The 21978-nt window shown below is 71.8% G+C and carries 14 protein-coding genes and 1 pseudogene; 4 read left to right on the plus strand and 11 right to left on the minus strand.

Features of this window, described 5'->3' with window-relative positions:
* Position 1: 1 nt before the first annotated feature.
* From ACMA1D_RS25490 to ACMA1D_RS25505, 4 genes are all read right to left on the minus strand, one after another.
* Positions 2–2200 (minus strand): anthranilate synthase component I, encoded by a 2199-nt coding sequence (locus tag ACMA1D_RS25490; protein ID WP_414726341.1) that lies wholly within the window; start codon positions 2198–2200, stop codon positions 2–4.
* Between the two features lie 539 nt (positions 2201–2739).
* Positions 2740–4389, minus strand: a complete 1650-nt coding sequence (locus tag ACMA1D_RS25495) for a class I adenylate-forming enzyme family protein (RefSeq protein WP_414726342.1) — start codon at positions 4387–4389, stop codon at positions 2740–2742.
* Positions 4389–4661, minus strand: coding sequence for a phosphopantetheine-binding protein (locus tag ACMA1D_RS25500; RefSeq protein WP_349995566.1), 273 nt, complete (start codon positions 4659–4661; stop codon positions 4389–4391). Before ACMA1D_RS25500 ends, ACMA1D_RS25495 begins: the two co-directional genes overlap by 1 nt.
* A 451-nt stretch (positions 4662–5112) precedes the next feature.
* The gene (locus ACMA1D_RS25505) at positions 5113–6669 is read right to left on the minus strand and encodes a class I adenylate-forming enzyme family protein (protein ID WP_414726343.1); all 1557 of its coding nucleotides are present in this window, start codon (positions 6667–6669) and stop codon (positions 5113–5115) included.
* 1871 nt (positions 6670–8540) lie between these two features.
* On the opposite strand from ACMA1D_RS25505, the gene ACMA1D_RS25510 reads away from it, so the two are divergent.
* Positions 8541–10148 (plus strand): M1 family metallopeptidase, encoded by a 1608-nt coding sequence (locus tag ACMA1D_RS25510; RefSeq protein WP_414726344.1) that lies wholly within the window; start codon positions 8541–8543, stop codon positions 10146–10148.
* A 307-nt stretch (positions 10149–10455) separates the two neighbouring features.
* Here the strand turns inward: ACMA1D_RS25510 and ACMA1D_RS25515 are convergent, their stop codons facing one another.
* Positions 10456–11502: a helix-turn-helix domain-containing protein gene (locus ACMA1D_RS25515; RefSeq protein ID WP_414726367.1), complete on the minus strand. Its 1047-nt coding sequence runs from the start codon at positions 11500–11502 to the stop codon at positions 10456–10458.
* Between the two features lie 668 nt (positions 11503–12170).
* On the opposite strand from ACMA1D_RS25515, the gene ACMA1D_RS25520 reads away from it, so the two are divergent.
* A complete protein-coding gene (locus ACMA1D_RS25520) occupies positions 12171–13133 on the plus strand; it encodes an NAD(P)-dependent oxidoreductase (protein WP_414726345.1) in 963 nt (320 codons plus the stop codon).
* 372 nt (positions 13134–13505) lie between these two features.
* A complete protein-coding gene (locus ACMA1D_RS25525; RefSeq protein ID WP_414726346.1) occupies positions 13506–14447 on the plus strand; it encodes a nucleotidyltransferase domain-containing protein in 942 nt (313 codons plus the stop codon).
* A 146-nt stretch (positions 14448–14593) separates the two neighbouring features.
* Here ACMA1D_RS25525 and ACMA1D_RS25530 read toward each other — a convergent pair whose 3' ends face one another.
* From ACMA1D_RS25530 to ychF, 5 genes are all read right to left on the minus strand, one after another.
* A complete protein-coding gene (locus tag ACMA1D_RS25530) occupies positions 14594–15892 on the minus strand; it encodes an MFS transporter (RefSeq protein ID WP_414726347.1) in 1299 nt (432 codons plus the stop codon).
* A 212-nt stretch (positions 15893–16104) separates the two neighbouring features.
* Positions 16105–16698, minus strand: coding sequence for a TetR/AcrR family transcriptional regulator (locus ACMA1D_RS25535; RefSeq protein ID WP_414726348.1), 594 nt, complete (start codon positions 16696–16698; stop codon positions 16105–16107).
* Between the two features lie 832 nt (positions 16699–17530).
* Positions 17531–17998, minus strand: coding sequence for a hypothetical protein (locus tag ACMA1D_RS25540; RefSeq protein WP_414726349.1), 468 nt, complete (start codon positions 17996–17998; stop codon positions 17531–17533).
* The gene (locus ACMA1D_RS25545; RefSeq protein WP_414726350.1) at positions 17995–18585 is read right to left on the minus strand and encodes an ArsR family transcriptional regulator; all 591 of its coding nucleotides are present in this window, start codon (positions 18583–18585) and stop codon (positions 17995–17997) included. Before ACMA1D_RS25545 ends, ACMA1D_RS25540 begins: the two co-directional genes overlap by 4 nt.
* A 203-nt stretch (positions 18586–18788) precedes the next feature.
* A complete protein-coding gene (gene ychF / locus ACMA1D_RS25550; RefSeq protein WP_414726351.1) occupies positions 18789–19877 on the minus strand; it encodes a redox-regulated ATPase YchF in 1089 nt (362 codons plus the stop codon).
* Positions 19878–20488: 611 nt separating this feature from the next.
* Between ychF and ACMA1D_RS25555 the strand changes: the two are divergent.
* Positions 20489–20725: pseudogene (locus ACMA1D_RS25555) on the plus strand (DUF6542 domain-containing protein); the annotation flags it as partial.
* 295 nt (positions 20726–21020) lie between these two features.
* Here the strand turns inward: ACMA1D_RS25555 and ppgK are convergent.
* Positions 21021–21842 (minus strand): polyphosphate--glucose phosphotransferase, encoded by an 822-nt coding sequence (gene ppgK / locus ACMA1D_RS25560; protein ID WP_414726352.1) that lies wholly within the window; start codon positions 21840–21842, stop codon positions 21021–21023.
* Between the last annotated feature and the right edge of the window lie 136 nt (positions 21843–21978).

A 21978-nucleotide genomic window follows, 5' to 3' on the forward strand; every position in this document is an offset into this window, starting at 1 on the left:
GTCAGCGGGGGGTGCGGATGAGGTGGGTGACCGCGTTGGCGACCACCTGGTGGCCCGTCCTGCCCTCGCCCGACATGATCGACTCGGGGTGGAACTGGACTGCGGCCAGGCCGCGTTCGGCGTCCTCGACGGCCATCGCTACCGCGCCGTCGGCCGTCACGGCCGTCACCCGCAGCCCCTCGGGCAGCTCGCCCGGGTCCGCGTACAGCGAGTGGTACCGGCCCACGTCGAACGTCTCCGGCAGGCCGCCGAGCAGGCCGGACTCGACGGTGGTGCGGCGCACTCTGGAGGGCTTGCCGTGCACCGGCGCCGCCAGCGTCTTCAGGTCGCCGCCGAGGTACTCCACGATGCCCTGGAGGCCGAGGCAGACACCGAAGACGGGGATGCCGAGCCGCTCCGCCTCGGCCAGCGTCGCCGAGACCTTGAAGTCGGCGGGGGTGCCGGGCCCGGGCGAGAGCACCACCAGATCGGGCCGGCGCTCCTCGATGAGGTCCAGGTGGCCGCCGCTGCGGTAGGTGTCCACGGTGGCGCCGGTCTCCCGGAAGTAGCCGGCCAGGCAGTGCACGAACGAGTCGCGGTGGTCCACCAGGAGGATCGAGCGGCCCTGCCCGGGACGCTCCCTGACCTCGGCGCCCGCGACCGGCGGCGCGCTGCCCACCAACACGTCGAGCAGCGCCTTCGCCTTCAGCTCGGTCTCCTGCTCCTCGGCCACCGGGTCCGAGTCGAACAGCAGCGTCGCGCCGGCCCGTACGGTGCCCATGCCGTCCTTGATCTGGAGGGTGCGCAGCGTGAGGACGGTGTCCAGGCAGCCGTCGAAGCCGATCCGGCCGACCGCACCGCCGTACCAGCGGCGCGGCGAACGCTCGTGCCGCTCGATGAACTCGACCGCGGCCAGCTTGGGCGCGCCGGTCACGGTGACCGCCCACAGATGGGCCAGGAAGGCGTCCAACGCGTCGAACTCCGGGCGCAGTTCGCCCTCCACGTGGTCCACGGTGTGGATGAGCGTGGAGTACACCTCGATGCTGCGCCGCGCGGTCACCTTGACCGTGCCGGGGACGCACACCCGCGACTTGTCGTTGCGGTCCACGTCCGTGCACATCGTCAACTCGTGCTCGTCTTTTGCCGAGTTGAGGAGTTCCCGGATGCGCTGGGCGTCCTCCAGGGCGTTGGCGCCGCGCTGGGCGGTGCCGCTGATCGGCGCGGACTCGACCAGGAGCCGGTCGGCGTCCCCCGCGACGCCCCGGCTGACCCGGACGAACATCTCCGGCGACGCACCCACCAGGTACTCCCCGTCGCCCAGGTTCATCAGCAGGCTGTGCGGGGCCGGGTTGCGCTCGTACAGCCGGCGGAAGAGGTGGGCCGGGGTCTCGGCGCACGGGTGCTTGAAGGTCTGGCTCGGCACCACCTCGAACAGGTCACCGGACCTGAACAGCGGCATCGCCGCCTCCACCACCTGCGCGTACTCCCCCAGCGCGTGGTCGCGCCGGCCCGCTGCCGGCCGGCCGGGCACGAAGGGCTCGGCGGGCGTCGCGGTGGGCAGCCACTGGGTGCTCGCGGCCCCGGCGACGAAGTCGTAGCGGTGCCGCACGGCCTCGTCGCCGCGCAGGTCCAGGTCGTAGATGACGTCCGGCAGGTGCAGCACCAGGTCGCGGTCGGCCGCGTCGCGGCGCTGCCGCGGGTCCATCGGGTCGACCTGGAAGATCAGGTCGTAGCCGAACGCCCCGTACAGGCCCAGGAGTTCGTCCTGCGGTGCGGCGAGCCCGGCGATCAGCGCCCGGATCGCGGCGAAGACGCCCACGTGCCGGGTGCGGTCCTCCTCGGCGAAGACGCCGTGCGGGGTGCCGCCGTGCAGGTGCAGGGCGTCGCCGTCGGCACGGACCGTGCCCGGCAACGTGCCGAGGAGGGTGTGGACGGTTGGCAGCAGCACCCGGCCGCGTTCGTTGAGCGCGGTCACCGTGAGCCGGTCACCGCGCGCCACCGCTTCGAGCGGCGGGTCCACATAGCCGATGATGCGGTCCTGGCCCCGGAAGAGGACCAGGCCACGGCGCTCGTCGAGCGCCGCTTCCAGTCTGGCTCTGGCCGCCGCCGCGCTGCCGGCGCGCTCCGTCGTACGGATCACCTCGACCCCGGACGGCGTGCTCCAACGATCCGTCTCCGCCTGCTGCCGCAGGGCCGTCCCCGTCGTGTCCGTGGAGGTCATTCCCACCGTTCTCCTCCGTAGCTGCGTGCATGGGGTGCTGTGCTGTTGGGCTGTGTTGTTGCCCGGCTGTGCTGTTGCTCGGCTGTGTCGCTGGGTGTGTTGTTGCTGGGTGTGTTGCTCAGCCGTGTTGCTGGGCTGTGTCGCTGGGCTTGGGTGTGTTGTTGCTTGGGGGGTGTTGGTCGGCTGTGCTGGTCGGCTGGGTCGCCGGGTGTGCTGCGGGTGTGCCGGGTACGCCCGGGGGTCGGGCGTACGCGGCGTCGTGGCCGTGGGGGCCGGCGGTGGCCTTCACCGACTGTGTGGGTGGGGCACAGGTGCGTGTGTGTCGGGCGTACGGGCCGGCCTGGCCCGCCCACCGGGGAACGGGAGCCAACCGGCCGCCCGGGAGCAGGGCGGGGCCGGGGCCCGTCGCCTCACTGGAGTGACGGGCCCGCGGGGACCGCGCCGGCCACGGGCGACCGGTGGTACGGGAGCGCCGGGCGCGCTCCCCGGGCGCAGCGGGGCCGGCAGGCCCGTACCCACCGCACCCGGTCGGCATCGCCCTACGCCTGCCCCGAGCCAGCGGCACCGGTGCCACCAGCAGCACCAGCAGCACTGGCAGGGCCCGCCGCGTCCGCGGCCCCCGCAGAGCCGGCGGCACCCTGCGCACCGCTCGCGGCGCCGGCCGTCTCCTTGGCCGCCGCCTGCTTCGCCTCCGCCTCCGCCGCGAGGCGGTCCCTGAGCACGCGGCGGAGCAACTTGCCGGCGCCGTTGCGGGGGATCTCGTCGACGAAGTGGACCGCGGTGGGCCGCTTGTAGCTGGCCAGTTCGCGGGCGCAGGCGCCGATCAGGTCGGCCACCGTGGGCGGCTCGTCACCGGCCGCGATGAACGCCACCGGCACCTCGCCCCACTCGGCGTTCGGCGCGCCGACCACGGCCACGTCGAGCACGCCGGGCTGGGTGGCGAGGACCCGCTCGATCTCGGCCGGGTAGACGTTCTGACCACCGCGGATGAGCACGTCGTTGCGCCGGTCCACCAGGAACAGGAAGCCGTCCTCGTCCGCGTACCCGACGTCGCCGGTGCGCAGCCAGCCGTTGCGCACGGCCTTCGCCGTGGCCTCCGTGTTGCGCCAGTACAGCAGCATCATGCCGTCGCCGCGTACGCAGATCTCGCCGACGTCACCGGTGGGCACCACGTTGCCCGAGTCGTCCTGCACCTCGATGTGGTAGCCGGGCAACATGCGGCCCGCGGTGGGCAGTACGGTGCCCGCCACGTCGAACGGCCACTCGCCGCGGCGGAACAGGTGGGTGGCGATCGGACCGCCGCCCTCGGTGATGCCGTAGATGCAGCGCATCGGCGCCGGGAACTTCTCCAGGCACTCCCGCAGCAACTCCTCCGGCATCGGGGCGCCGCCGAACATGATGTCCTTCAGGCTCGACAGGTCGGCCGTCGCGAACGCCTTCGCCTTCAGCACGAACCGGGCCATCGACGGCACCAGGAACGTCTTGGTGGCGCGGTACTCGGCGACGTCGGCCAGCCAGCGCTGCGGCGTGAACTCGGTCTCAAGGACCAGCGCACCACCGGCGGCGAACAGCGCCAGGCCGATGACAACGCTGCCGTGGAACAACGGGCAGGGGTTGATCATCACGTCGTCGGCCGAGAAGCCGACCTCGGCCGCCATCGCCGTGTAGCAGGCGGAGACGGAGCGGTGGGTGACCGCGACGCCCTTGGCGTGCCCGGTGGTGGCCGAGGTGTGCAGGATCGCGAAGACGTCGTCCTGCCGGGGCAGCGGCAGCTCGCGCACCTTGGTGGTGGTGAGCTCCTCGTACTCCTCGGAGCCGATCGCCACCCGGAAGCCGTCGCCGAACGCGTCCCCGAGCCGGTCGAAGATCTGCTGCTCGGCGAAGACCGCGACCGGTTCGACGTTGCGGACGATGTGCTCCACCTCGGGAGCCGGGAACGACGGGTTGACCGGGCAGACCACGATGCCCGCCTTGCCGCCCGCCACGTACAGTTCAAGGACCTCCACGCGGCTGCGCGCGCTGATCGCGATGCGCTGCCCCTTCTCGATGCCGCGGTCCAGGAGTGCGCAGGCCAGGGCGTCGGTGCGGTCGTCGAACTCGCGCCAGGTCAACTTGCGGTTCGGGTCGGCAAGTGCGAGCCGGTCGGGGCGCAGCAGCCGGTTGCGCTTGACGAAGTGGGCCATCCACATCAGCGGGCCTCCCCACTGGTGGCGGCGATGTCGGTGGCGTCGCGGGCGACCAGCACCCGGTTGATGCCGTCCAGGGTGTGCAGCGCGCCCAACTCGTCGTCGTCCAGCGGCGTGCCGGTCCGCTCCTCCAGGTCAAGGGCCAGCCGGATCAGGTCACCCGAGTTGAGGCCGGCGTTGATCAGGTCGGCGTCGCCCGGCACGCCCTCGATGAGCTGCGGCAGGTCAACGAACTCCAGCAGCAGGCGGTGGCCGGGGGTCAGGTGGTCGCTCATGAGCTTCCCTTGGTCGTCGTGATGTGTTGCGCGGACGGTGGTCTGCGGTGGCGCCGGCCGGGTCGGCGGCGCCGGTACGGCGTGCTGCCGGTCGCGGTCGGTCGGACCGGGAGCGGCGACGCAGGGGTTGCGCGGGTGTGCGCGTACGGGCCGCGTGGGGAGCGGCCCGGCGTGCGTCGTGCCGGGTGGGTCGGGTGGATCGGCCGCGGCGGGTCGCGGGTGGCGCGGGCCGCGGGGCTGACGGGGCGGGACGGCGTGGGGCTGATGGGCGTGGGGCGGGCGGACGAGGAGCGGGTACGGGGACCGGGCGGCGGTCGCGGGCCGGGTAGGGGGACGGGGACGGGCGGCGGTCGTGGTGGTGGGGCGGGGACGGGCGGCCCAAGGGGGGAACCGGGCACGGATGGGTGCGGTTCGGGGGGTAGGTCACCACACCCGGCCAGCCCCGCCCCACTCACCTGACGTCGAGACGGATCAACTCCCCCGACGCCAGCTTGCTGGCCACCTCAAGTCGCTTGACCTTCCAGGTGGCGGTGTGCGGCACGTCCTCCCAGCGGCACTGCACGGGCGGTGCGAGGTCGGGCAACCCCGCCGTGGCCCGGGCCCAGGCGGCCCGGTCCAGCGGCCGGTCGCCCCGGGTACAGACCAGCGGCACCGGCAGCCCGCCCGGCATCGGGATGAGCACGGCCTCGGTGAGCTGCCGCATGCCGTCCAGGATCTGGTCCTCGGCGCGCAGCAGGCTCTCCAGCGCACTGCCCCGGTCCACGGTCCGGTCGTACAGGTGCAGACAGCCGCGGCTGCTGACCACCCCGACGTCACCCATCGACCACCAGCCGGCCACCAACTCGTCGCTCTGGCCGAGGTAGGAGGGGATGACGCCGGCGGACTTGCCGTAGATCAGGCCGAGTTGGTCCTTGCCCAGGCGCTTGGAGTTCAGTTCGTCGCTGACCCGCACCTTGGTGTGGCCGATGACCGGCCGGCCCACGCAGCGGCCGTCGGTGCAGCCCTTGCCCGCGCGGTGCAGCTTGATGGTGATCGGGCCGGTCTCGGTCTGCCCGTACGCCTGGAGGTAGCGGGCGCCGGGGTGGCCGGCGGCCAGCAGGGTCTGGATGGTCCTGGGGTGCGCGGCGTCGAACGAGCTGATGAACATCCGTACCTGCGCGAGGAGTTCGGGGTGCTGCTCGGCCGTCTCCTCCCAGCGGATGAACGCGTTCGGCATCGTCTCCACGATCGCCGGCCGCACCCGGGCTAGCATCCGCTCGGCGTTGCGCGGGTCGGGGTTCGTCATGAAGCCCAGCGGCAGCCCGGTCGCCAGCACCGTGAGCATGCCGGAGACGGCCCGCGCGTGCACGGGTGAGACGCAGGTCAGGTAGGGGCCCCTGAGCCGCACCACGCGCAGGAAGTTCACCTGCGGCCTGACGTGCCCGGCGAAGCTCTCCACGGAGTGCAGGACCAGTTTGGGCACCCCGGTCGTGCCCGAGCTGTGCGTGACCAACTGCGGTGCGTCCCGCGGCGGTACGAGGAGGGCCGGCAGTTCGCCCGCCGGCTGGTCCTGGACGCAGTCGCCGAACCGACCCGGCTTGCCCACGTACAGCCGTACCGGCATCCGGTGCGGCACCTCGTCGAACGCCCCGGTGGCCTCGGTCTCCGCATCGGTGATGATCGCGGCCGGCTCGCCGCGACGCACGTGCAGGCCGAGCGCGGCAGGTCCCGCATCGGCGTCCGTGAGGACGGGTACGGCGCCCGCCCTGGCACAGGCGAAGGCGAGCAGGATGACGTCGAAGTTGGCGCGCTTGGCGATGAGCACCCGGTTGCCCGGCAGCACGCCAGCGCCGGCCAGCAGCGTCGCGGTGCGGTCCACCAGCTTGGCGAAGTCGGCGAAGTCCAACACGTCCCCGGCCTCCGGGAACAGGTCGAGGGGCTGGTCCAGGTGGATCGGGACGCCGGGGTGCCTGCGTGCCGCCTCCTGGGGCGCGGTGGCCAGTGCGAGCGTGGCGCGTATGCGGCCCATCGGTTCCGCTCCCCCCTTCCTGGGTCTCGTCGTTGCGGTGGCCGTGCCTGGTGCTGGCTGGTGCTTGCGGTGCCTGGTGCTTGCGGTGCCCGGCCCTGCCCGGCGCGGGGCGCCGGGCTGCGGTGGCGCCGGTCGCGCCGGACGTCAGGAGCTGGGTGTCAGTACCGGGTTGCGCTGTTCGCCGGCAGCGCTGGGTTGCGCTGTCAGGTCGCAGTACGGGGTTGCAGCGTTGGGGTGCGCAGCCGGGTTGCGCTCCCGCAACGGGGTGCGGGGCGGCAACGCCGGATTGCGCTGCTGACCGGCAGTGCGGGGTCGCGCTGCTGGTCGGCGGGGTTGGCTGCCGGTACTGGGTGGCGCTGTTCGCTAGCGGCACGGCGGGGCGGGCCCGGTGGCGCGCCCGACGACGGTGCCTGGCCGGCCGACCGGCGCGGTGCCTGTCGACCTGCTGGCTCATCTGCTGGCTCATGGACTGGTTTCGCCGGCCCGACTGTCTGCCGGACCTGCGGCTGGGACTGGCTGGTGGGGCTGGTGAGGCTGTTGGGTACGCCGACGTGTCGGGCGGTACCGCTTCGCCCCGCGGCCGACGGTGTCTGGCCTGCCGTACGGGCTCGGCTGCTGCCGCCCCCGTGCGGCGTACGGGCTCGGCTCGGGCCGCCCCGTACGGCGTACGGAACCGGCTGCCGCTCCCGGTCGCGGCGCGCGGCCCCCGGCGGACCGCACCGCCGACCCGCTGGCCCGCGCCGGCCCGCTGCGGGTCGGGACCGTGCCGTACGGGCCGTGGGCGACGCCGCGGCGCGAGCCGCCGACGGGACGCTGGCCGCGCCCCGCCCGGCCGGGTGCGCCGCGCGTGGGCCGCGGGCGCGCCCTACCGGGTGCGGTGGGTCAGAACGGGTCCGGGCGGCGCGGCGGCGCCGGCCGTGGGCCGGCCGCCCGGGCGGGGCACCCCGGCGGGAGGCGGTCGCCCCACGCGCCAGGGGCGCCGGCCCGGCGCCCCCGCGGTGGCCGGTCGGCCAGTCGGGAATCGGCGGCTGCGGAAGAACACATAAGACGGTGAACGGAACGACGATGGCGATTGGCCGAAGCGTGGGATTCCCCTACGGGCGCCCGGCACTCCATCGGGCCCTGGCCACCCAAGTCGCCTGCCCCCACGCGTTCGTGGGCAATGCAGGAGACCCGGGGATACCTTCGCACGGCCTCTTCCGAAATCTCTGTCACAGAGATCACAGAACGCAATTGGCCGACCTCGGTACCGCGCCGGGTACGGCCGTCTCGCCGGCTGGTGAAGAAGTCTTTCGACGGCGCCTGCGACGAAGTCGCGGCATGGCCCCCGCGGTGTGCCCGTCGTGCCGGCACACCGTTCGCAAGGCCCGACACCTGGCTCGCGGAGGACAGTTGGCCGTGGTCAGCGCAGTGCCCATGGGGTAACCCCCGTTCCTGGCCCGGCACGTCGTATTCCCCCTCAGTTCGTTCACGGATCGCATGGACTGCGTATCGCGGGCGTCGGCGTGATCGCGTACGCCCCCGGAAGGAAACACGGAGGGACACCAGAAGTCAGGTCAATACCGCGCGACAGAGAGGGCGGTGTGGACCCTCTGGTGCTCCCCCGAGCGCAGCCCCACGCTACGGCGGCGAGCACCGCTACGCGTATGGCAGATTACTGCCTAGGCAATGCCACTCGGGCGGCCGAAGGCGGTTGTCGCGCGTTCGGTTAAAACGCCGTGACACACGCCGCCACATTGCGGCAATCGGCGCTTCACGGGACGCGCCTGCGCCATCGTGGTCGATGTCGCCATTCACCGGTTCGCCCCCGTACCCCGTCCGTGCCCCGCCCGTCTCCCCGTACGGACCGGTGCCGACCCGAGGAGCCCCCGTTGCCGCCCCGCCATCCCCTACGCGCGCTGTGTTGCGCCCTGTTGTTGCTGGTCTGCACCGGATGCGACGGTGCGTCAGGTTCTGGTGGGGGCCGGGGTTCCGGGGCTCCCCGGCCCGGCGCGGCCGGCCTCGGCGACCGGCTCTTCCCGGGCCTCGGCAACGGCGGCTACGACGTCACGCACTACGACCTCGCGCTCGACTACGCCCCGCGGACCAACACCCTGCACGGCACCGCGACCCTGACCGCCCGCGCCACCGCCGACCTGTCCTCCTTCAACCTGGACCTGACGGGGTTGCGGGTGTCCCGGGCCACGGTCGCCGGCGCGCCCGCCCGCGTCCGGCGCGCGGGGTCCGAACTCACCCTCACCCCGCGCCGACCGCTGCCCGCCGGCCGGCCCTTCACGACCACCGTCACGTACGCGGGCACGCCGCGCACCCTGGTCGGCGCCGACCACAGCGAGGAGGGGTGGATCGAGACCACCGACGGCGCCGTCGCCCTCGGCGAACCCTCCGGCTCCACCACCTGGTTCCCCGGCAACCACCACCCCAGCGACAAGGCCAGCTACGACATCGCCGTCACCGTCCCGGCCGGCTACACGGCGGTGGCCAGCGGCGAACTCCGCGAACGCCGCAAACATCCGGGCCGCGCCCGTCACGCAGACCGCGCGGATCACGCAGACCTCACAGATCGTGCACGTCAGACCGGCCGCCCGGCACAGGCAGGCCGCGCCGACGGGGCCGCCCGCACCACGTTCGTCTGGCACAACGCCGAACCGATGGCCAGCTATCTGGCGACCGTCGCCATCGGCACCTTCGACGTCCACACCCGCGGCGGCGACGCCGTGAGGTCCGGGGCCGGCGCCCCGCGCCGCACGACCGGCCCGCAGCGGACGAGCGCCCCACGCCGCGGCGAGCCCGCCGGCGGCGACGTGCCCCAGTACGTGGCCATCGACCCCGCCCAGGCCGCGGACAGCGCGGGCGTCGCGGACGACCTGACCGAGGTCATGGACTGGTCGACCGGCGTGTTCGGCCCGTACCCGTTCTCCTCCACCGGCGCCATCGTCGACGACACGCCCGACCTGGGGTACGCCCTGGAGACCCAGACCAAGCCGTACTACAGCTCACCGCCCGACGCCTACCTCCAGGTCCACGAGCTGGCACACCAGTGGTTCGGCGACTCGCTCACCCCACGGACCTGGGGCGACGTCTGGCTGAACGAGGGCTTCGCCACCTACGCCGAGTGGCTGTGGGAGGCCGAGCGCGACCCCGCCGGCCGCACCGCCGACGAGATCTTCCGCGCCTACTACGACGGCTCCGACCACCAGAGCAACGGCATCTGGGCCTTCCCGCCCGGCACCCCGCCCGGCCCGGCCCAGCTCCTGGACCCGCCGGTGTACGGGCGCGGCGCGATGGCCCTGCACCGCCTGCGCCAAACGGTCGGCGACCGCACCTTCTTCCGCCTCCTCCACACCTGGACCGCCGAACACCGGCACGCCACCGTCACCACCAAGGACTTCATCGCCCTGGCCGAACGCCTGGCCCACCGCGACTTGAGCAACCTCTTCCACGCCTGGCTGTACGAGAAGGGCAAGCCGAAGCTGCGGTGAGGCGCCGTCCGCAGTGCACGGGGTGCACGGGCCTACCGGGCGGCAGCGGCCCGGCCGGGGCGCCGGCGGGCGCGGTGGCGCGGTGCGGGCGCGGGCCAGAGCGATGCGGGCGCGGTGGCACGGGCGCGGGCGGTCGGCGGACACGGGCCCGTACGAGCCAGCCGACGCCCGGGCCGCACAGGGTTCATACGGGCTGTCGCCAACTCGCACAGGCTGACGCTGGGCTGACACCACCTGGCACAGGCTCGTACGGGCTGACGCCGGGCCAACACGGGCCCGTACCCGGCTGGCACCGGCCCGCGCAGGGCTACTCCCGCGCCCCCGCGAACGCCTTCCGGTACTCCCGCGGCGCCACGCCGACGTGCAGGCCGAAGTGCCGGCGGAGGTTGGCCGCAGTGCCCAGGCCGCTGCGCTCGGCCACCTGCTCGATGGAGAGGTCGGTGGATTCGAGCAACGTCTGGGCGCGCGCCAGCCGCTCGTTGAGCAGCCACTTCAGCGGGGTGGTCCCGGTCGCCGCCTGGAGCTGGCGGAAGAACGTGCGCGGGCTCATCCCCGCCTGCCTGGCCAGGTCGTGCACGGTCAGCGGTTCGTGCAGCCGCTCCGTCGCCCACTGGAGCACCGGGCCGAGCCCCGCCTCCTCGGTCGCCGGTATGGACAGGTCGATGAACTGCGCCTGCCCGCCGGCCCGGTGCGCCGGCACCACCATCCGCCGCGCCAACTGCCCCGCCACCCGCGCCCCGAGGTCACTGCGCACCAGATGCAGGCAGAGGTCGAGGCCCGCGGTCATCCCGGCACTGGTCAGCACGTCCCCGTCGTCCACGTACAACACCGAGTCGTCCACCAGGACCTGCGGATACCGGCGGGCCAGGTCATCGGTGTGCATCCAGTGCGCGGTCGCCCGGCGCCCGTCCAACAACCCCGCCTCGGCCAGCGCGAACGCCCCGGTGCACAGCGACACCATGCGCGCCCCCGACTCCGCCGCCAGCCGCAACGCGGCCACCAGGTCGGCCGGCACCGGCGCCCCCTCGTCCACGACCTCCATCGGCACCGAGGGGACGATCACCGTGTCCGCCGTGGCCAGCGCGTCGAGCCCGTACGGCGTCCGCAGCGCGAAGCCGTCCCAGGCCGGCCAGGGCGCCCGCGCCGCACCCGCTCCCGGCGCCGCCCCCGCCGTCGCCCCCGCCCCGTCCGCTATCGGCTCCGCGGCCGGCAGCGGGTGCGCGGAACACAGCCGCAGCTCGTACCACTCCTCGCTCAGGTCCGGCTGCGGCTTGCCGAACACCGAGCAGGCGATGGCCAGTTCATAGAGGTCCCACGGCGGCACGGACACATCGTCCACGACCGCGACGGCCACCGTCCCGGGCTTCACGCGCCACCCCCACTCCCGTCGCGACCACCCACGCCGCCCCCACACCCAGCAACCCCGCGCGCGCCACTCCCGTACGCACCACTCCCGTACGCGCCCCTGCCCCGCGCGCCGCGCTCACGCACGCCGCGTCCCCGCACGCTGCATCCCGGCGCACCGCAACCGCCCGCACCGCCAACATCGCGCACACCACTACCACGTGCCCTGATCCCGCGCCCGGTGCGGCGGAAGACGCGGAAGGCGAAGAGCCGTTCGTCCATGGTTCGCACCGTACGGCACGGCACTGACAACGGCCCCGCCCCGAGCCCGCCCACCCCTCGCCACCTGGCCCTATGCCTCCAACCCCGCCCCACACCCGCTCGGTCCCGTGCGCCCCATGGCAGGAATTTTGCGCGTGCCGGCACTCCTGCCACTGTCCGCCCGGCCCGGCCCGTGCGAGCGTAGCTGTCAACGGGGCACAGCAGTCCGAAGCCCCACCAAACCCGCAGGTCAACCGGGCCACCCCGGTACCCGGCCACGCCCTGCGCCGGTGCCCCGCACTCCCGCGTACGCCGCCAACGCCCGTACGCCAAACGGGATGCACCCGACCCACCACATCGCCACCGGCGCCAGCTACCCCCAACCCCCTCCCCTCCACCACAGGAGCACCGCACACCATGAGCACCCAGCGCCCCACTCCCACCCACACCACCACCGCCGACCAGCCCGCGGCCGACGCGGCGCGACCCGCGGTGAGCGTGCTCGGCCTCGGCCTGATGGGCCAGGCGCTGGCCGCCGCCGTCCTGTCCGCCGGCCACCCCACGACCGTGTGGAACCGGACCCCGAGCAAGGCCGCCGACCTCGTCACCAGCGGCGCGACGCTCGCCCCGACCCCCCACGAGGCGGTCACCGCGAGCGACTTGGTGATCGTCTGCCTCACCGAGTACGACGCCGTACGCACCCTGCTCGAACCACTCGCCGACGCGCTGCGCGACCGGACCCTGATCAACCTCACCTCCGGCTCGTCCGCGCAGGCCAGGGAGGTGGCCGCGTGGGCGGCCGAGCGCGGCATCGGCTATCTGGACGGCGCGATCATGGCCATCCCGCCGGTCGTCGGCACCCCCGACGCGTTCATCCTGTACGCGGGCGAGCGCGCCCGTTTCGAGTCGGCCGAACCCGCCCTCCGCGCCCTCGCCCCCGCCGGCACCACCCACCTCGGCGCCGACCACGGCCTGTCGTCGCTGTACGACGTGGCCTTGCTCGGCCTGATGTGGGGCACCCTCAACAGCTTCCTGCACGGCGCGGCCCTGCTCGGCTCGGCGGGCGTCCCGGCCGCCGAGTTCGCCCCCTTCGCCAACCAGTGGCTCGCCTCGGTCACCGGCTTCGTCTCCGCGTACGCCACCCAGATCGACGCCGGCGGCTACCCCGCGGACGACGCGAAGATCGACACCCACCTGGCGACGATGGACCACCTCATCCACGAGAGCGAGGCCGCCGGCATCACCACAGCGCTGCCGCACTTCGTCAAGGACCTCGCCTCCCGCGCAATCGCCGCCGGTCACGGCACCTCCAGCTACGCGGCCCTGATCGAGCAGTTCCGCAAGCCCGACACCACCGACCCGGCGGCGCCCAACGCCTGACCCCGCCGCCTCCCGGACGCGCCCCGGGCCCGCTCCCACCCCACCCGGGCCCGGGAGCGGGCCCGCCCCGTCCCACCCAACCCGGCCCAACCCGCCAACCCCACCCGGGCCAGCGCCCCTGACCAACCCACCCGGGCCGGACCCACCCTGACCAACCCGCGGGGGGGGCCGTCCGCACGCCCCCGCCCAACCAACTAATCCACTCGCCCCACCGACCGACACACCCTAAGCTGCCGCCATGGGTGTTTCCTGAGCAACGCGGACGCAACGCGACAGCAGTAGGGCCCGGCCGCCACGGCCCCGGCCCACCGTCCGCACACCCGCATGCCCGAGCGCACGGCCGCCCCGCATGCAACCTCAGGAGAACTCCGCATGGCCTTCAACGCCCGCGCCCCGCGCACACCGCACTCCCCGGCGCCGACCACCGCCCACCAGCAGACGGCGGCGAACCCGAGCACATCCCCCGCGCCCACGTCGTCCGCCCCATCCGCCTCGCCCGCACTCGACCGCCGCATCGACCGCCTGCGGGAGGTCGCCGCGGCCGAACCCCGGTTGACCGGCGTGTTGTTGTACGGCTCGTGGACGGTCGGCGAGGCCGACGCGTACTCCGACATCGAGGCGTACCTGTACGTGACCGATGACGCCATCGCCGACTTCGACGCCCGCGCGTTCGTCGAACGGCTCGCCCCGCTGCACCTCGCGTACACCAATGCGTACGGCGTCTTCGCGGTCGTCTTCGACGACCTGATGCGCGGCGAGTTCCACTTCACCGCGGCCTCCACCGGCGTCGCGGAGATCGCCTCGTGGCAGGGGATGGTGCACCTGCCGCGGCCGGAAGCGGCCGTACTCCTCGACCGTGACGGCAAGTTGACGGAAGCCGCCCGCCATCTCGCCACCTTCCAGCCGCCGGAGCCCACCGGGACCGCCCAGCAGCTCAGCGACGAACTGGCGAACTGGACGCTGATGCTCGCCCACGTCCTGGCCCGCGGCGAGACCGGCCGCGCCCACGCCCTCCTGCACACGGTCGTCGCCCCGCACCAACTCCAGCTCTGCCGCCTGCTCCGCGACACCACCGCGCACTGGCTCACCCCCAGCCGCGCCATGGAATCCGACCTGCCACCCGCCGACCTGGCCCGCTACCGCGCCACCACTGCCCAGGCCCTGCTCCCCGAGGTCCGCGCGGCGGCCCGGCAGAGCTGGCAGTGGACCCGCGAACTGACCACCGAGGCGTCAGCCCGCTGGCACACCCACCTCTCCCCCGAACTCCACGAGGGAATTGCCAAGTTGCTCAGCCAAGGCGAGTACGGGGCGTAGCCGATACGCCCCGTACGCCCCGTGCCCCGCGCCTGAACGACGAGGCGCGGGGCACGGGGCCGCGGGGACCCAGGGGCCGGGCGCGAGGCCCAGGGATGGTGGGGGTACGGGGTGCGGGGGGGGCGCGTCGGTGCGTACGAGGGACCTCACCGCCCCACGGAACACCCCTGCCCCGCCCTCGCGCCCAACGCCCCGGCCTCCGCACCCGAAGCCGCACCGGATTCGGCAGCCACCGCAGGAGGCTCAGACGACGCAGCCACACCAGCGGACCCAGCAGACACCACCGGCCGACTCTCCAACTCCCCACCATCCCGCCGACGCCGCAGGTCGGGCAGGAGCGTGACGATGCCGGCGACGGCCAGGACGACCCCGAGCCACACCGGCGCGCGCAGCCCGAAGCGGTTGATGCCGAGTCCACCGACGGCCGACCCGATGATGATCCCGAACGTGATGAATGAGGAGTGCACGGTGTTCAGCAACGCCCCGGAGCCACCCATCCGCTGCACGCGGGTGATCATCGCCGGGTTCATCGTCACGCCGACCAACCCGATGCCCATCATGAACACCACGGCCGGCGCCTTGACCTGCGCCCACAGCGCGAATCCGGCCAGGAAGGCCGCGTTCAGCGCCAACCCGCCGAGCAGCACGGCCAGGGTGTGCCGGTCGGCGAGCCGCCCCACGATGCTGTTCCCCACCACGGTCGCCGCCCCGTACGCCACGAGCAGCAGCGGTACGCTCCCGTCGGCGAAGCCGGTGACCTCGGTGAGGATCGGGTTGAAGTAGCTGAACGCGGCGAACGTGGCCCCGATGATCAGCATGGAGGTGGAGAGCACCAGCCACAGCCGCGGACTCCACAACGCCCCGGCTTCGCTCCGCAAGTTGCTGCCTTCATCGACACGCTCAAGGGCCGGTACGCCGACGAGCGTGCACAGGGCCGCCAGCACCGCCAGCCCGGAGATCACCCAGAAGGCGGCCCGCCACCCGAAGTGCTCCCCCACCAGCGTGGACAGCGGCAGCCCGAGCAGGGTGCCGAGCATCAGCCCGTTCATCGCCACGCCCATGGCCCGCCCCCGCTGCTCCGGCCGCGTCAACCGCGCACACAGCGAAAGGGCCACCCCGAAGAACGCCTGCGAGGCCGTGCCCGTCACCACCCGGGCGACCAGCATCACCGCGTACGAACCGGCCGTGGCCGCCAGCACGTTGCCCGCCAGAAAGACGGCGAACAACACCAACAACGCCGGCTTCTGCTCCATCTTCAACAGGGCGATCGTGAGGAACGGCCCACCGAACGCCATGGCAACGGCGAACGCCGTGATCAAGTACCCCACCTGCGCCACGCTGACGCCAAGGCCATCGGCCATCTGCGGCATCAATCCGGCAACGACGAACTCGCTGGTCACCATGGAGAAGATCCCCAGGGCGAGCACATAAATGGCACGAGGCACGAAATTCCACTCCCGAGACAATAGGAAAAAGAACGAGACCACACAGGAGAAAAGTTTTAGATAGATCAGTACAAAACAAATTCAAAAAAATAAACCCAACCACGCACCGAGAAAATCGCAAACCGAGAAGATCCCACCCGAAAGAGCGCGCCCCGCGCCACCACACAGCCCACCCCAGCCCGCCGCCCCCAGCCAGCAGGGGCCGAGCCACCTCACCCCAACGCAACGAACGCAGTCTCAGCAATCCCCTCCAACACGACCCGATCCGCACCCCCTTGGGCAGAAACCCGCATGCCCCCGATCACCGCATTGAGGAACCTGGCCAACGAATCGGCATCCCGCTCCGAAGAGAACTCCCCGGCCCCCTGTCCCACCTCAACGACCTCCCGCAAGGAGGCGAGCCGCAATTCCAGATCCCGCTCCAAAATCGCCGCGACCTCCGGGTCACACCCGGCGAGCTCCACGGTGGCATTGACGGTCAGACACCCCACGCTCCGCCCCTCAACCCGCCGCTCGAACTCCCCATCAATAACCAGATCAAACAACGCCCGAAGCCGCTCCCGAGCCGACCGCTCCACATCCCCCAAAATCCCCACCTGCGCCGCGGTCATCCTCTCGGTATACCGAACCAAGGCCCGCGTAAAAAGCTCATGCTTACTACTGAACGTGTTGTAAATACTGCTCCGCCCGAGCCCCGTAGCCCGGCAGAGATCCTGAGTGGAAGTGGCCTCATACCCCTTCACCCAAAACGCCCACACCGCAGCATCCAGAGCCCGCTCCTCATCAAACATCCTGGGTCGAGCCATGCCCGTACGGTAGCAGGTTTTGGACTGGTCGATGCAATATGGAGGAGGGGGCGAGGTTGGTGCATCGGAACGCGGGAGGGGCGGACCCACGGCCCCGACCCGCGACGGAGCCACGCCCACTTGGCTGGAGTCGCCGATCGTTTGACCTCAGACCTGCGCGTCTGGAAACTACCGACCAGTCACGATAGGGGCCCCCGGTCCACCGCTACACGTCGCACCGGAACGTGCTCTACGACGCTCGCACCTGCGAAAACGTGGCCCAGGGGCGCCAAGGTCAGCACAGAATCAGCACAGGACCTCAACTAGCACCCCTTGGCCGCGAGGCGTCGAACGGCCGTCCCCAACTCCGGTACCTGCGCCCGCCAACCGGCAACTGCGAGCTTCAGCTCGGCGCACGAAGCGCCGGTCAGGAAGACGACATCGCACGGGTGGCAGATCAGGAACTCGCGCCAAATCGAATCGGCGGCGCGCGGGCTCCTTGTCCTCGATGACCTTGGATATGCGGACTGCGGCGAGCAGGAGGGCAGCCGCAAGAAGGGCGAGGTTCACCGGGTCGTCGGCAGGGGTGATCAACGAGGTTCCAGAAGAGGAACAGAGCGGCTATCCCAATAGAGAGAATAAGCGCCTGTGGGGAGAGGTCACCGAGCTGCACTCGCCGAGGCGGGGCACATGACACTCCCAACCGACAGCAACCGGTCGACAGGACGCAGGTGGCAACGGCACGCATATTCAAGCCAGTTCGGCAACAGCGAGGGAGCTGACGCACCCAACGCCGACCACTCCGCTTCGGCCTTGCCTAAACGACGTGACCGTCTAGCAGGTGACCGGGTGCTCAATAGCGCGGCATGTTCGGGATCGCCTTCTCCGCGAGCTCGATGAGTGCCTCCACCTTGGTCAAGTCGGCCGCAACCTCCTCCGGCGTCACCGCAGGGGCCTCCGACGACCGATACTCGACTTCGTTACGCCGGGCTCGCATGCGGTTGAAGGGCCTCAGTATGGACCCGAGCGGCGGGTCAAGCTGCGCTCGCACGGCCTCGTAGATGACGGTATGGCCACCACGGCTGGTCGCGCGCAGCCCCTGGTTCTGGAGTACCGCGGCCAACGCTCTGCGCGCGGCGTCATAGGCTAGCGTGTACGCGCCCTCCGGGTCCGTCGCCGCCAACTGCCGCGCGGATCCGACATGCGTACGCGCACGGACCAGTTCCACCTCGGCGGCCTGCTGGGAAGCGGGTACGCGTTCGAGCTGACCACCGCCGATGAGCGCATCAATCGTCGATCGCCCTTGATTCCAACGCGTCATTGCTCCTCCAAGTCAAGGTGCAACTGGACCAGCGGACGTTCCCGAACGCTGGTGAGGAACGGATCACCCGTGCGGGCCTCCCACGCCTCGACTGCGACCCGATGGACGTTGACCTCTCGCCCCAGCCGTCGGGACGCTTCCTCGGCAAGGTCGAAGAGCGAGTCGGCATCGGGATCCCCCACGACGAGGACATCCACATCGGCCGGCGGCGGCCCCGGCTCGCCGTTGTACCGAGCGGCCCAAGAGCCGTAGATGTACGCCTGCTGCACACCTTCGAGTCCCGCGAGCGCTTCGGTGAGCAACGGCAACGGACCGAAGGACACGGCCATGAGATCGCTCAGCGGACGGTACAGCGGGGTGTCCGTTCGAGCCTTGACGAGGCGGCTGCGCCCCACTCGCCGATCGGTCAGGATGCCGCCGCCGGTCAACCGGTCAACCTCGCGCAGGACAGCGGTGGGTGTCACCCCGACGTCACTGGCGAGCTCAGTGATGCTGTACTCGCGCTCCGGGTGCAGCAGTACGAGGGCGAGGAGTTCGCCCTGCATGCGCGATCGGAGGATGGGGAGCAGACTTGGCGAAACTTTCATTGGGCGCAGGATATCAAGCGCCCAATGAAAGTAACAATCGGCAGTCGCACGCTTACCAACATGACTTGAACGGCCCTCCTCCAGCTACGCCCGAGGTCAGCACCAAGCCAGCACGGGAAGGCGGAAGGGGCCGGACTCGACAGAGTCCGGCCCCTTCCGACCCGCATACTTGACACATCAGGTCACGTGTGGTGGTTACGCCACTACACGTTGAACCGAAACTCCACCACATCCCCGTCCTGCATCACATACTCCTTCCCCTCCATGCGCGCCTTGCCCGCCGCGCGGGCCTCCGCTACCGAGCCGGTGGCCACCAGGTCGTCGAAGGAGATGACTTCCGCCTTGATGAAGCCCTTCTGGAAGTCCGTGTGGATGACGCCCGCCGCCTCGGGGGCCGTGGCGCCCTTCTTGATGGTCCAGGCTCGGGCTTCCTTGGGGCCTGCGGTGAGGTAGGTCTGGAGGCCGAGGGTGTTGAAGCCCACGCGGGCCAGGGTGGCGAGGCCGGGTTCTTCGGCGCCTACCGACTCCAGGAGTTCCAGGGCGTCCGCCTCGTCGAGTTCGGCGAGGTCCGCCTCCAGCTTGGCGTTGAGGAAGATCGCCTCGGCCGGGGCGACCAGTGCGCGCTGCTGGGCCTTGAAGTCGTCGTCCGTCAGCTCGTCCTCGTCGACGTTGAACACGTAGAGGAACGGCTTGGTCGTGAGGAGGTGCAGGTCGTGCAGGAGTTCCTCGTTGCCCGAGCCCTGCACGATGCCGGCGGAGAAGAGCGTGTCGCCGCGTTCCAGGATCTCCTTGGCCGCCTCGACCGCCGCCACCTTCGGGGCCACGTCCTTCTTGATCCGCGACTCCTTCTGGAGGCGCGGCAGGACCTTCTCGATGGTCTGGAGGTCGGCCAGGATCAGCTCGGTGTTGATCGTCTCGATGTCGTCCTTGGGCGAGACCTTGCCGTCCACGTGGACCACGTTCTCGTCCTGGAAGGCCCGGATGACCTGGCAGATCGCGTCCGACTCGCGAATGTTGGCGAGGAACTTGTTGCCCAGCCCCTCGCCCTCCGACGCACCGCGGACGATGCCCGCGATGTCCACGAAGTCCACCGTCGCCGGCAACTTGCGCTGCGAGGTGAAGATCTCCGCGAGGGTGTCGAGGCGCGGATCCGGCACGCCCACGACGCCGACGTTCGGCTCGATGGTGGCGAACGGGTAGTTGGCCGCCAGCACGTCGTTCTTGGTCAGGGCGTTGAACAGGGTCGACTTGCCGACATTCGGCAGACCGACGATTCCGATCGTGAGCGACACGTGGCGACTTCCCGTAGCGAGAATGGGTAGGAACGGCCCTGGACGGGCCGGTCCACCAGTCTACGGGCCCGCCCCGAACGCTCCTCCTCCCCTCGCCCCGCCCGCCTCGCCCGCCCCGGCTACCTCGGCTGGCGCCGCCTCCCCTTGCCCCGGGGCGCCCCCGCGCCCCCGCCGCGCCAGGGCGTCCCTTCGCCCCGCCACGTCGGTACCAAACACACGGTCGATCACCCGCCGCATCGCGTCCCCGATTGCACCGGATGGGCGTATTGCCCCACGCGCCGAGCGGACTATCGGTCGAACAGACAACCAAGGTGAGTCAAAGCGCGTGTCCATGGTCCGTACATCGGCGCATGGCGACCTACGTTGGTTCAGTGGAACGACCCAGCACGCGTACGCCCCGCCGTACGGCACCCCCGCCCCGACCCGCGGCCGAGCCTGCGCGTGGGGGTGGCGGTGGCGATGCCGGCGCCGGCGCCGATCTTGGTGAGAGTGCCACCGTCTACCGGGCTCGGAGCGCCGGGCCGCTGCCCGAGCCGCTGCTCGCGGTGGTGCGAAGACTGCCCGAGCCCAAACTGACCGGGTTCGGCACCGGAATGCTGACCCTTTCGACCATGCTCGCGGTCGGGTGCCTCGACGCCCTGCTGCTGTCGGGTTCGCCCGTCGTGTACGGGCTGTTCTTCCTGCTGGTCTGTGCCGCGTCGGGGGTGTGGGTGCGGCCGGCCGACCTGATCGCGGCGCCGGTCAGCGTGCCGATCGCGTTCGCGCTCGGGCTGGTGCCGATCGGCGAGGACGGCGACGGGCTCGGCGGTCAGGCCATGAACGTGGTGACCTCGCTGTCGCTCGAAGTCGCCTGGCTGTACGCGGGCACGCTGGTGACCTGCCTGATCGTCCTCGTACGGCGCATCGCGCTGGTCGGCAGGCGGCGCGGCCGGCAGCGGGCCGGGGCGCAGCGGACGGCCGACGGTCGCGGCGCCGGTCGCGGCGCCGGCCGCGGCAGCAGGCTCGGCACCGGCAGCGGGCCCGGCACCGGCCGGCAGCGCGGTCGGCGCCCGCAGCGTGGGCCGCACGCCGCCCGGGTCCCGCACCCGGAGCCGGGACTGCGCCCCGAGCGGGGCCCCGAGCGGAACCCGCGGCCGGCCGGCGTCAGAAGCCCGCAGCCGCCCCGAGATCGGGCCCCGGGTCCGCAGATGGGCCGGGGAGCGGCGGAAGAGCCTGGTCAGCAGGGTGAGCAGCGAGGGAAGCAGCCATCGCAGCGCCCACGATCCCCGCGTTATTCCGGAGCTGAGCAGGCACCACCTCGGCCTTGATGCCCTTGATCAGCGGCAGGAACTTGTCCGCCTTGCGGCTGACGCCGCCGCCGATGATGAACAGTTCGGGCGAGAAGAGCATCTCCACGTGCGCGAGGTACTTCTCGACCCGCCGTGCCCAGTGCTGCCAGCTCAGGTCGCCCTCTTCCTTGGCCCGGGTGGAGGCCCGGGTCTCGGCCTCGTGGCCGCGCAGTTCGAGGTGGCCGAGCTCGGTGTTGGGCACCAGGTGGCCGCCGGTGAACAGCGCGCTGCCGATGCCGGTGCCGAGGGTGAGCAGGATGACCGTGCCGGTGCGGCCCCGGCCCGCGCCGAACCGCAGCTCGGCGATGCCCGCCGCGTCCGCGTCGTTGACCAGCGTGACCGGCGCGCCCAGCCGCTCGCTGAGCCGCCCCGCCGCGTCCACCCCGATCCACGACTTGTCCACATTGGCGGCGGTACGGGTGGTGCCGTCCACCACGACGCCCGGGTACGTGGCGCCGACCGGGCCGCGCCAACCGAAGTGCTCGACCACCTCGCAGACACCGTCCATGACCGCCTCCGGGGTCGCCGGCTGCGGGGTGAGCACCTTGTGCCGCTCGGTCGCCAGATCACCGCGTTCCAGGTCCACCGGCGCGCCCTTGATCCCCGAACCGCCGATGTCCACACCGAATACGTCCATGAACACCACGCTACGTCGGGGGCGGCCGTCGTGGCCCGAATCTGCCGGTGTGCGCCGGGGCAGTGGGGTGGCCGCGGGCCCGGGACGTACGTCGGCCGGCGGCGGGTGCGCGCGGGAGGCGCGGCCCGGCGCCGGC

It is taken from the genome of Streptomyces sp. 796.1, from assembly GCF_047525675.1.
Lineage (GTDB): Bacteria > Actinomycetota > Actinomycetes > Streptomycetales > Streptomycetaceae > Streptomyces.

What these genes read in the sequence shown, in the direction of transcription:
- ACMA1D_RS25490 (WP_414726341.1), bottom strand. Translation starts at nt 2,200, where the DNA reads ATGACCTCCACGGACACGACGGGGACGGCCCTGCGGCAGCAGGCGGAG.
- ACMA1D_RS25495 (WP_414726342.1), bottom strand. Translation starts at nt 4,389, where the DNA reads ATGTGGATGGCCCACTTCGTCAAGCGCAACCGGCTGCTGCGCCCCGAC.
- ACMA1D_RS25500 (WP_349995566.1), bottom strand. Translation starts at nt 4,661, where the DNA reads ATGAGCGACCACCTGACCCCCGGCCACCGCCTGCTGCTGGAGTTCGTT.
- ACMA1D_RS25505 (WP_414726343.1), bottom strand. Translation starts at nt 6,669, where the DNA reads ATGGGCCGCATACGCGCCACGCTCGCACTGGCCACCGCGCCCCAGGAG.
- ACMA1D_RS25520 (WP_414726345.1), top strand. Translation starts at nt 12,171, where the DNA reads ATGAGCACCCAGCGCCCCACTCCCACCCACACCACCACCGCCGACCAG.
- ACMA1D_RS25525 (WP_414726346.1), top strand. Translation starts at nt 13,506, where the DNA reads ATGGCCTTCAACGCCCGCGCCCCGCGCACACCGCACTCCCCGGCGCCG.
- ACMA1D_RS25535 (WP_414726348.1), bottom strand. Translation starts at nt 16,698, where the DNA reads ATGGCTCGACCCAGGATGTTTGATGAGGAGCGGGCTCTGGATGCTGCG.
- ACMA1D_RS25540 (WP_414726349.1), bottom strand. Translation starts at nt 17,998, where the DNA reads ATGACGCGTTGGAATCAAGGGCGATCGACGATTGATGCGCTCATCGGC.
- ACMA1D_RS25545 (WP_414726350.1), bottom strand. Translation starts at nt 18,585, where the DNA reads ATGAAAGTTTCGCCAAGTCTGCTCCCCATCCTCCGATCGCGCATGCAG.
- ppgK (WP_414726352.1), bottom strand. Translation starts at nt 21,842, where the DNA reads ATGGACGTATTCGGTGTGGACATCGGCGGTTCGGGGATCAAGGGCGCG.